The sequence below is a fragment of the Nostoc sphaeroides genome (genome assembly GCF_003443655.1).
GTDB lineage: Bacteria > Cyanobacteriota > Cyanobacteriia > Cyanobacteriales > Nostocaceae > Nostoc > Nostoc sphaeroides.
Genome location: NZ_CP031941.1, coordinates 2,577,842 through 2,589,526, shown reverse-complemented (window position 1 = coordinate 2,589,526; position 11,685 = coordinate 2,577,842). Strand labels below are relative to the sequence as shown.

The 11,685-nt window shown below is 42.6% G+C and carries 8 protein-coding genes; 3 read left to right on the top strand and 5 right to left on the bottom strand.

Annotated features, from left to right (window positions below; genetic code table 11):
• Nucleotides 1-82: 82 nt before the first annotated feature.
• Nucleotides 83-1,402 carry a hypothetical protein gene (locus tag D1367_RS11530; RefSeq protein WP_118166586.1) on the bottom strand — a complete coding sequence of 440 codons (1,320 nt, stop codon included), beginning with the start codon at nucleotides 1,400-1,402 and terminating at the stop codon, nucleotides 83-85.
• A 618-nt stretch (nucleotides 1,403-2,020) separates the two neighbouring features.
• Between D1367_RS11530 and D1367_RS30105 the strand changes: the two genes are divergently transcribed.
• Entirely contained in the window at nucleotides 2,021-2,311 is a 291-nt protein-coding gene (locus D1367_RS30105) for a hypothetical protein (protein WP_147337356.1), read from the top strand.
• Between the two features lie 274 nt (nucleotides 2,312-2,585).
• On the opposite strand, the gene D1367_RS11525 is transcribed toward D1367_RS30105, so the two are convergent.
• The 4 genes from D1367_RS11525 to D1367_RS11510 form a co-directional block, all read right to left on the bottom strand.
• On the bottom strand, nucleotides 2,586-3,356 hold the full coding sequence (locus D1367_RS11525) for a DUF928 domain-containing protein (RefSeq protein WP_118166585.1): 771 nt from the start codon (nucleotides 3,354-3,356) through the stop codon (nucleotides 2,586-2,588).
• A gap of 13 nt (nucleotides 3,357-3,369) precedes the next feature.
• Entirely contained in the window at nucleotides 3,370-5,685 is a 2,316-nt protein-coding gene (locus tag D1367_RS11520; protein ID WP_118166584.1) for a CHASE2 domain-containing protein, read from the bottom strand.
• A 26-nt stretch (nucleotides 5,686-5,711) separates the two neighbouring features.
• Complete coding sequence (locus D1367_RS11515) at nucleotides 5,712-6,683, bottom strand: DUF1822 family protein (protein WP_118166583.1); 972 nt, start codon at nucleotides 6,681-6,683, stop codon at nucleotides 5,712-5,714.
• A gap of 337 nt (nucleotides 6,684-7,020) precedes the next feature.
• A complete protein-coding gene (locus D1367_RS11510) occupies nucleotides 7,021-7,665 on the bottom strand; it encodes a sigma-70 family RNA polymerase sigma factor (RefSeq protein ID WP_118166582.1) in 645 nt (214 codons plus the stop codon).
• A gap of 360 nt (nucleotides 7,666-8,025) precedes the next feature.
• Between D1367_RS11510 and D1367_RS11505 the strand changes: the two genes are divergently transcribed.
• Nucleotides 8,026-8,994, top strand: coding sequence for a DUF1822 family protein (locus tag D1367_RS11505; RefSeq protein ID WP_118171343.1), 969 nt, complete (start codon nucleotides 8,026-8,028; stop codon nucleotides 8,992-8,994).
• Between the two features lie 175 nt (nucleotides 8,995-9,169).
• A complete protein-coding gene (locus tag D1367_RS11500; RefSeq protein WP_118166581.1) occupies nucleotides 9,170-11,503 on the top strand; it encodes a CHASE2 domain-containing protein in 2,334 nt (777 codons plus the stop codon).
• Nucleotides 11,504-11,685 lie beyond the last annotated feature (182 nt).

Below are 11,685 nucleotides of genomic sequence, written 5' to 3'. Positions count from 1 at the left end.
CAAATAGACCATTTGTAGAGACGCGATTCATCGCGTCTTTACCCAACGATGTGTTGCAATCATCAATTGAAATGGTATTAGTTTAGACCAAAGTGCTGTAGGACAAAGAGCCATCTGCAAAGATAAAATTCTCAAAGCCTGTTGTGGTCAGTGTAATAACATTTCCATTGTTATTGAAGCTGATGTTAACTGGGTTTAGGGCATTGCCTGAAATTACACCAGAAAAAGTGAGTTCAGAGCGATTGAAAGCACTGAAGTCTAAGGTATCAAAACCTTTTCCACCATCCACAGTCCCAGTACCAAACCCTTTGAAGTAGTCATTCCCAGTGCCTAGATCAATATTGATACCGCCACCAATAGTAACTTTTTGTTGAACTTCATTTATGGTACTAGTGGCTGTAATTTTGTCATTGCCATCGCCAGTCTTGATAGTTCCTTCTCCATAAATACCATAGGCAGTACCATCATCAAATTTTGCTGTAGCCTGTCCGGTAAAAATGTCACAACCATTTCCAGTATCAATTACTCCGTCGTTGGAGATGCCTATGACGATGATACTCTGTCCTTCTAAAGCGTTGCCAGAACCAGTAATTGTGTCGTTGCCCAGCCCTGTGGTAATAGTGGCACCTTTGACGTTCTGGATGCCAGATCCATCAACGTTGAAGCCGGCAATAGTGACAGTGCCTATAATCGTGTCTTCTCTATCTCCGGTATCCAATTTCTTACTGTTACTGATGCCAGTTCCATCATCGTATGAGCCGGCAATAGTGCCAGTGCCTTTGATCGTGTCTTTTCCGTCTCCGGTATCCAGTTCTCCAGTGTTGCTGATGCCAGTTCCATTAGCGCCGTAAGAACCGCCGATATAATAGTTACCGCCAGTACCCGTGCCCGTGATAGTGTCATTTCCGTCCCCAGTATTGAGACTGCCATTATTGCTGATGCCAGTCCCTGCACCGTCACCGCCGGATACTATTCCGTCGCCTCCAATGCCGCCGATACCGATGCCCGTGATAGTGTCATTTCCGTCTCCGGTATCCAGTTGCCCAGTGTTGCTGATACCTATCCCAAATTCGCCGTTGCCGCCGACGCGACCGTCGCCGCCAATGCCGCCCTCACCAGTGCCAGCGATCGTGTCATCGCCCAACCCTGCATTCAGTTTGCCACTGTTACTGATGCCTGTTCCAGTACCACCATTACCACCACTGCCTTGACCCTCGCCATCGATATCGCCATTGCCGCCAGTGCCGTTGCCTTTAAAGGTGTCCTTTCCTGAGTCTGTATAAATGAAACCTCCAGTTAAAATATCAATCCCAATTGCTGGAAATTTATTTAAATCTTCCCCTACTATTGTGTCGTCACCAACAGTGCCTGCAAAATTGGGTGGAACCGTAAATCTAGGCATAATCAAAATCCTCTACATTTAGATTAGTACTGAGCTTCTAAGTAGAGCGGCGTGAATAATGAAGAGGTTTGTAGTGTATCCCTGCTCAAAAGCCAGCTACACGCAGCGTCTCGTAGAGAGGACTAAAACTCCTCAAATGATATGGAGTCGCTCACTACAAACTAATCTCAATATTTTTTACATTACTTAATCTAGTTTGATTTATTCTTACCGACTTACTTACACATGTAGATTAAGGGAAAAGACCAGGTAATGCCTCAGTAAACCAAAAAGTTTTTTATAAACTTTAATAACACTAGACATATACGAATCCGGTTTGATTCGGTGAATTTACTTGCGTGGGCAGGGAACAGGGAATAGGGAACAGGAGAGAAGGCATAGATCCCTACTGAGTCTTGGTCAGCACAATTCGCAATTCGCTTTTTCGCCCATTCGCAATTAAAGCCCCAGGATAAATCCGCTTGCTCTGAACCCTGCATTGTTTAAAATTTATCTATCCATAAATAAATTTAGTTGCTCTGTACCATCAAGGAATAATTGGTCAAAAATCAAATAGGAGTCCTATATCTTCTTAGCTACCTACCTGATTGCAATCTGTTTTTTTCATTGATCTGCAATGTGATCGCATCGACTGACAATGCCATTGTATCGACTGACAATGCCATTGTATCGACTAACAATGCGATCGCATCGACCTACAATGCCATTGCATCGGCTGACAATGCGATCGCATCGACCTACAATGCCATTGCATCGACTGACAATGCCATTGTATCGACTAACAATGCGATCGCATCGCTTTACAATGTAATTGCATCAACTAACAATGCTATTGCATCGCCTAACAACGTTATTGCATCGGCTGACATAATTTACCGCAGTTTTTATGTCTTTAGACCACACTGTTGATTCCTCCGTACGTCTGGAGCGGTTTTGCTTGAGATAAAAAAGATGTGGTACATTTACCCAAAAATAGCTGTAAAAGCCTCCTGTTAACTTTCGAGTTGAATAGTGTCCCAAGCAGCCGGGTTTCGACTGCGCTCAACCCTCAGCCGTCGAGAGTTGAGCGCAGTCGAAACTCGGTTTACTGGTACTTTATTTTCACTCTAATGATTTTGGGGAACTGGGCAGTATTGCCGTGCAAATAAAACTCTATAAAATCATCCCACATTTATGCAACGCCCTAATTCTCAAGATTGCAGCACTCTACCTTTGGTTCAGTTGCAAAATCATTCAAACCCACAGCTTTCAACAGCGCCGTCCAAGAAGTATCTTGCGAATTGGTGCGACGCAATTCACTAGCAGCACTCAGCGCTTCATACCAAATACCATTAGCCGCATAAAGATTTACTTGCTGGCTTGGTGAAGATTTTTCCAATTGAGTTTTCAAAGCAGGCTTTAGTTGCTCCCGTTTTACATAGCCTTCAACATTAGCAATAATTTGGTTATCCTTCTGACAGTAGATGTTAAAATACCATCGGTATTGTTTGCCAATCTCTAAAGGTGCTGCAATTGAAGGCAAGCGAAGGTTTACTATTCCTGGTGTCCCCGTTAAAGAAGTTTTATAACTAGTCTGATCTCCTGCTTCATCTTCTAGCACAAACTCTCCAGATGCAAAGTCAGATGGATAAGGAACATAGAATACGAAACTAGGATGCTCTGTGATCGTTGTTCCAAACACCAATTCTGAGTTTGAATAAACAGGTACTAAAGCTGTGAGCCGCTTTTGAGAAGAAGTCAAAGGTTTATTTATATCCTGACCACAGCCACGACTACCTGCTTCTGTTCGCTTACCTGGTTCCCCGATGTCTTTTGGTGGAGGTGGTGCTGCGAAAATCAATGATTGGTTTAATTGTCCATTGGGATTTGCAGACTGTGCTTGCACATCTATAGAGCTAAGAAATGTTAAACTAACGGCGAGGAAAATTTGAATCTTTTGCACAGATAATTTCATTTTTATTTATGCCTCAAGTTCTGCTTTGTTGTAAAAATAGGTAAATTGCCACAGTGCCGCCAGTAGCCACTAAAACCAAAGCTGACGGAACTAGGGGAACCCAAATCCCTTGGTAAAAGAGAATTAAGCAAAAAACGTATAAGACTCCAAGTACACCTCCTCCTGCTAGTACTAAATATAGTCTTGAGCGATCGCTTGGTGCGATCGCCACTGATCCGACTATAGCGATCGCACCTCCAACCACCGACCAACTCCAAACCCACAAAACTTCGCCCCAAACGGGCAAAACTGATATCAAAGGTCGCCCATCCATGACTGCACTCACCAGCTGACTCACCATTTGTGCTTGCAGAATCACCCCTGGTATTTCTTCGGAAAAGGGGGTAGGACTATAATCACGAAAGCTTTGGGCAGTAGTACCAATGAGAACGATTCGGTCTTTGACTTGTTCAGGGTTGACTTTCCCCTTGAGAACATCTGTGAGTGTGACTTTAAGAGCAATTTCTCCAGGAGAACCTTCGACAGACCGATAATTGAGCAATATTTGGTAGCCCCCTGTATCCGCTTGTTGATAGCCACCTATGTGAGGCTGCAACCGCTTAAAAACAACCTTGCCTAACTGCAAATCTCCAGAATCAGTGTATTTGGCAGAGATGCCTTTTGCCTCCAAGTAGTGGAATGCCAATTGAGCATTAAGGGCGTAGCGTGCCGTACAAGGGGAAGTTACATCTGCTGGTTGCATTGCCAATAAATGACGACGCAGAACCTGGTCTGAGTCTGGGATAATATCACTAAATCCTTGGCGTTCTAGCGGAACCCCCAAAGGAGGTGAAATTCCGGGACGTTCTTTTGTGAGTTCTTGAACTTTGCAAATTGCAAAAAGCTTGTCATCTGTTTTCAACCTAGTCGCCAAAGCAGCTTGGTTGCGTTGTGATGACTGATCGTGATAAATATCCAAGCCAATGGCTTTAGGTTGGAACTGTGCAAGTTTTTCTAAAAGTCTTGTTAGTGCTAGATCCGATAGCGAACCTCTTCTTTCCTTTTGTTCTGGTAACTGAAAATCTTCTTCGGTAACAGTGACTATCAACAGGCGCGAATCTTGCTTTTCTTGGGGACGCGATCGCATTAATTGATCGTAAGCTTGTAACTCCCATGTTTGCAATCCTCCCATTTGTCGGACTCCTAGCACGCCGATGGTGAGCATCACACTCACTAGCAATCCCCTGATGAGTAAGCCAATGTTAGATTTAATTCGGGGCTTTGGCCAAGTCATCGATATGGCAGCAGGATTTTCACAAATTATCGGTAACCAAGTTGCCCCAGGAAATTTGTCCTCTAATCCTTGCAGTTTTTCTCTAGCAGTGCGAACTGCAATATATAAAGATGCGCCTGAAGAAAAAGCTGCCAGAAAATGCCTTAAAAATGCTTGTGCCACAAGATCCGGCACAGGTTCCCGCATGACAATAATTTGGGGAATATGTAAATCTTGTAGTTCTCGCGCTAATCCCAATCCATCACAAGAGTTGAAAATCGCTAACTGTAACCCATTGGTGACGGCATTTCTCAGGGCATATTTCAGGTCTGCAATTGTTAAACTATCTTCGTCATTAATATAAATACGACCAGTCTCACCCTCGCTTTTACTATGACCAGCGAAAAATAAAATGTTCCAAGGTTGGTTCCACAGATGATCGTTAATCTGATCGCGTTGGGGCTGTATCAAAAAGGTTGTGACAGCATTGGGCAATTTTTTTAGTAATTCGCAGTCTTCGTCTATATTAATACCAGCTTTATCGCCCAAAATCGCCAATATCTTGATTTTATGTCTGTAGGTGGATGTCTGCAATCGGGTTACTTGTTCTGACTCTGGAACACTCAAAGCTACTTCGGCTTTGGTGTAGTCTTTCTCAACCAAATCCCATAGATGCCAAGGAAGTTTCTCTAGCTGCATAGAGGCAGTGCGAATTAGCACTCGCACTTCCTCATTGGGCATTAAGTGTTTCAGGCATTTTTCTCGAATCCGCCAAAAAGACTCTGATTCTAGCCAGTGATTTAAGTGCGATCGCAACTCACAAGCTTTGTTTTGACACTCATCACGCCGTTGGCTAATAGAACCATCGTAAATAATTTTTTTGGCTTTAATGCGGCCATTTCCGAGATTACAATAAGTTGACCGCCACTCGTCAATTGCTTTAGCTATTTTTAGATTAGGAGGTAAGTGACCAAAAGTTTCTATGCTGGGGCGTTTGCCATCTTCTCCAATCTCCAGCGTTACCCGCACCCCTAACTCCAAATCGCCATCTAGCTTCATAACAACTAACTTTCCCATTTGCAGCACCTTTATTCTTTTTCGCTTCAGATGAGAAAACTTTCGATAACGCTAATATTCCCCAATACCAATTTAATACTAAAACGTTCTCCCACATCGCCACTAAACTGCAATTGAATATTTTTGTTAGTGCTTCTAGTTTGCGCTTTCATAATAGATTCTCCCTCTACTCCTTCAAAGTCAAGCACCATCAGTTGGAGATTTGGTGGCAGATAAATTTCTCCCGATTTAGGATGTACTTCTACGATAATGTCTATTTCCTGCTCTTTCTCTTGAATGAAGCCAACCACTAGAATTACAGATTGAATAGTTCCTGCTTTTCCTAAATCAATCAGCTTACCCCTGCTAACAAAAGAACCATTAGCACTTCTTAGATTCCAATCTGGATTAGTTCTTTGATTATCAAAGAGAGTTTCAATTTCTTGCCAACCAGCCTCAAAAATATTTGACAACCATTGTTTTAATTTAACTAAAGTCTTGTTGTCAGTGATCGATTGAGAAACCAACTCAGCTTGCCTCACTTGAGTAAGTTCTTCTAAATACTCCAGTAGATTGTCCAAAGGTTGCAATTGGTTGATTGCTAACAAATCAGTTTGTACCTGCCTGACAAATCCCAGCAGCGTTGCTTCTCGAAATGATTTCTTGATCTGCACAGCCACATAGCCAATTCGATTTGACTGGACTTCAGGCGGTACGTAAATAAATTGTGCATCTTCAACCACTGGGCGGCATTCTAACGATCCCAAGTTTTTTAGCGACAAATCAGCTACATCCATAAGTGTCTGCTGTACAGGGTTCCAGCTATCGCTCTTGTCTAAGTCTGTCTCAAAACCCATGTATTGTAGATAAGAGTTTACGAAAGACACAGACAAAGTATTGAGATAAACTTGTTCAGCTTTTTTTTGCGTAGCTTGTCGCCTACATAACTCTTCTGCTCGATGTCTGCCATTTGGCGGTATAGGCCCTGTAAATGTTAGAGTTTCTTTGATTTTGTTCATATTTTTTTGACCCGATGATTAAACCAATTCGCAATGACGCTCGTTCCGACGCTGCGCTATCGCTATCGCAATAGGCAACTCTTAGAGACTTCCAAATAAAAAAATGTTCCAAAACTGACGCGAAAACTGTCTCTACTCCTCCTCTCTCTGTGTTCTCTGTGTCTCTGTGGTTCGTTTATTTGAATAATTTATTTCTTGGAAGTCCCTTAGAGACGCGATCGCGATCGCCCCGCAACGCTTTCCCAATTACGTTTTGTAACGGGAATTTAACCCCGACACAAAACGTGCTGCCGTCGTTAGGCAGGGGAATTAAACGCCGAAACTTTGTTAAATATTATTAAATACATATATATTCTTGGAGTTTATCAGTAAACTTTTTCAAACATCGTTGGTAGAAACTATGTAGAGATGTGATTCCAATGCCCCATTCTGCGGAAATATCTTTCCAGGAAATTCCAGAATATCTTCTTTTAGCTATAGCTTGAAAATTTGCCTCTGGATGACCTTTTATGTGTTCTTTGCAAAAAATCAACTCTGGATCAGATTCTATGCATTCGATTATTTTTTCAGATAAAGACATAGGTTGAGATTGAGAGGATGGTAAATTTTCCAGATGAGAGTCTTCGAGATTTATTTCATTTCCTTTGCCGATAACTTTGGGAATAGCTTCTGGAAAAAAGCGTTTACTCAATAGCATATTTACCCAGGTTATAACTTCGCCGCGTTCTGGATCATAGTTATTAATATTGTTATTTTGACAAAGATATAAAAATAAATTTTGCACTGCCTCATCATAAATATCTTCATAAAGTAGTTGAAATTGGCCCTTATAAGGATGAATAAGTCTACCCGACTGCCAAATGACATTCATCAGCCGTGTTAAAGCTATGCGCTGTTCGTTGGTTGCGTGTGGGTGTTGTTGGGCTTTGAGCGCTAATTCTTTAAGTTGTACATCTAGTTGTTTTCTCCAGTCGTTAGTCATAAAAGACCTCGAATTCAAACGCAACAACTTGCGAATCTGTATATATCTCATGTATTGATTGCGATTTTTACACAAACTAGCCACAATCGTTACAAAACTTTTTGCTCAGAGGTTGTTTGAAAAATAGTTTGCTGTATCTTTGCACTTATCGATCCCACCTAACCCCCCTTTTTAAGGCGGGAAGCGGAATTAAAACCCCCCAATTTATCGGGGGGCTGGGGGGATCTAAGACTTTGAAAACACGGGCTAGCCCTCAATCCCCAATTCTTTTTTTTCAATAATTATTCTCTATTTTGTGGCATAAATTTAGTTAATGCGGGTGATATGTATACAGCAGCATTGATCACTAAGAAGTTCCTTATGAATAACTCCCCCTACCAGCTAGACGATTCCGCTTTAACATTACCGATTTCCCAATCAGCTCGCATAACTGCCCAGCAATTTGCTAACCAGCAGCCAAATTCTGAAAAAGCAGAGCAAGTTCGGCTGAATACACTGGCTGTGTGGGTGGTGAATGACTACTTAGAAATGATGGATATTCCAACTGACCTGCAAGCTAGTGACAGCTGGAATCCCATCATGCGTCTCTGTGGGAATGTAGCCGACTTAGAAATGCCCTCAATTGGTCGTCTAGAGTGTCGCCCTGTCCATCTGCATCAGCAGATATGTTCCATTCCTCCAGAAACCTGGGAAGAACGAGTGGGTTATTTAGTAGTTCAATTTGATGAATCGTTCCAAGAAGCTCGGCTGCTTGGTTTTATCCCTAGTGTCGCAACTGAAACGCTGCCTTTAGCGCAACTGCAACCATTGGAAGCATTTATCGACCACTTGGATCAACTAGGCCAATCCCCAGTTAGTCCAATAGTAGATTTGAGTCAGTGGTTTGCTGGTATATTTGAGACAGGTTGGCAGACTATTGAATCTCTGTGGAATGTGCCGGAACTCAGACCAACTTATGCCTTTCGCAGTGCTGATACTGTGGAACTAAATGCCCTTAACCAACCAGAATCAATTACTAAACGTGCAAAACTGATTGATTTGGGTATCCAAATTCTTAACCAACCCGTCATGTTGATTGTGGAAATCAGCCCAGAAAAAGATGAGCAAACCAGTATTCATCTGCAATTGCACGCCACTGGGAATCACATCTACTTGCCACCAGGAGTTCACCTCACCGTTTTAGATAGTTCGGGAACAGTATTTCTAAATGCTCAATCTAGAAGATTAGATAACTACATTCAGTTGCAGTTTCGCGGTGAACCTAGAGAGCAATTTAGCGTAAAGGTGGCTATAAATGATACTAGCATTACAGAACATTTTCGGATTTAAAACATCTAGCTATCTTCCCTCTTTGTCGTAAATTTATTAAGTAGTAATTGGTTAATTAAAAATTAAAAATTCAAGCCGGCTTTTAGGGATTTTAAAAAAGTCTGTAAATGCTTATAGAGCTTGTTATGAGACATTAGAACAGGGCATGGTTTTGCATAGGGAGATAGCGGCTGTCATGGGTAAGTTAGTGGTTCTGAAATTCGGAGAGGGTAGTTTTGAGCAAGGGTTTGCTGTCACCCTCGAAATTGGTGAAGAACGCGAACGTGCTACAACAGAAATTACGGGGAAGCTACCTTCATTTCCCGAAATGCCGCTCTATTACAGTCATTGGCAGTCTAGTTATCGACAGATAGGCAATCGTTATCGTCTCTATGCTGACAAAATGCAGGTGACGAACGTATCGATGATTCAAGACTGCGAAAACGCTTCTCATATTTTGCGGGCACGCTTTAATACGTGGCTGCGGGCAGAGGAGTTTCGCCCTTTGAGGGAAAAATGGTTAGAAAAATTGTCGTCCACCGAAGAAGTGCGGGTGATTTTGCAAACAGAAAATAGCCAATTGCAGCTATTACCCTGGCATTTGTGGGATTTGTTAGAACGCTACCCCAAGGCTGAAATCGCCCTTTCTTCGCCATCCTACGATCGCATTCACAAACCACTCAGAAAAAATCAATTAGTCAACATTTTAGCAATTGTGGGCAATAGTCAGGGAATTGACACCCAGGCCGATCAAGCTTTACTGCAACAGTGTAAAAATGCAGAGGTTAGCTTTCTGGTAGAACCACAACGCAAGGATTTGACTGACCATCTTTGGGGAAAAAACTGGGATATTCTCTTTTTTGCTGGGCACAGTTCCAGTAAGAAAAATGGAGAAAGCGGACGAATTTACCTGAATAAAACTGATAGCCTCAGCATTAACGAGTTAAAGTATGCTCTAAAAAAAGCCATTGAAAACGGCTTGCAACTAGCTATATTCAACTCTTGTGATGGATTGGGATTGGCGCGAGAACTGGCTGATTTGCAAATCCCTCAGATGATCATCATGCGTGAACCTGTCCCAGACCAGGTTGCCAAGGAGTTTTTAAAGTATTTTCTCGAAGGTTTTGCCGGTGGTGAGTCTTTATATCAAGCGGTACGCCAAGCACGGGAACGGTTGCAAGGACTTGAGGATAAATTTCCCTGTGCGACTTGGCTACCAATGATTTGTCAAAATCCCGCGCAGAACTCACCCACTTGGGATGAATTAAGGTCTACAGAAACTAAAGATAAACGAAATTCAGTTTTGTCTCCCAGAGACAGATTTACGACAACTTTGTTATCCAGTTTGGCGATTACAGGCTTCGTTTGTGGGGCGAGATTGCTGGGATTGGTGGAAAATCCAGAGATTGCAGCCTATGACTTGATGATCCGTCAGCGTCCTGCACAGGGAATTGATTCCCGACTGTTGATAATCACAATTGACGATGAGGATCTGGCAATTCAAAGAAAAAATAACGAGGATTTAATTGGAGCTTCCCTTTCGGAAAAATCTCTTAACAAACTCCTGGCAAAACTGAATCAATACCAACCCCGTGCGATCGGCTTGGATATTTACCGTGATTTTAAAGCCAAACAACCAGACTTAATTACTCGCCTTCAAAACACTCAGAATTTGATTGGCGTATGTAAAGGGAGCGATGGCACAGTAAATATCCCAGGTAATCAGCCACCACCAGAAATCCCCACAACAAATCTGGGATTCAGTGACTTTATTCACGATCGTGATGGAGTTATCCGTCGGCATCTCCTGTTCATGAACCAAGAGGTAACATCGTTGTGTCCTGCTCCCTTTGCATTCAGTCTACAACTAGCCTCCCTCTATCTGCGCCCTTCAGGAATTGAACCAAAGTTCACACCTGAAGGGAATTTACAGCTGGGTAAAACTATTTTTGAGAACCTAAAATCTCGTACTGGCGGCTATCAAAATATTGATGCCAATGGCGGTCAAATCTTACTCAATTACCGTTCCTCAAAACAAATAGCCGAACAGGTGAAGCTAACCCAATTTTTATCTAGTCCAATTAACCCCAGTGCGATCAAAGACAAAATTGTTTTGATTGGTGTGGTGGCAAAGGGGGATTCTCCAGACACCTGGCCTACACCTTATGGCGTTCCTTTAGATGAGCAAATGCCAGGAGTGATAGTACAAGCGCAGATGGTCAGCCAAATCCTCAGTGCAGTGCAGGATGGGCGACCCTTGCTGGGGGTTTGGTCACTGTGGGCTGATGTGGCCTGGATTTGGGGCTGGTCTTTGATAGGGGGAATCCTGGCTTGGCGAAAGCTTTCGTTACCTTGGTTGGCATTGGCAGTTATTATTACCTCTAGTGTTCTATATTTAGTTTGCTTTGGTTTGTTAATTTCGGGTGCTTGGGTGCCTTTTGTCCCTTCGGCTTTGTCGTTGGTTGTCACCGTTGGCTTGATGTCAATTTATAATTCAACAACAAAAGTTCGGGTGGCTAGTGGGAAATAGGGCAATGCGCTTAAGTTAAGAAAATCTATCTGTTAAGGCAAGCAGGGCAAAAGAATCTGATAATTGTATTGGACAGAAGAATTTGGTTGAAGAAGAATTCAGCTATTCTGAATTCAGGAGCAGAGCCGGAGACGTTTCCGTTGCTTTGGTGAGCAATCTTGACGCTTGCAGACTCGCTCTTT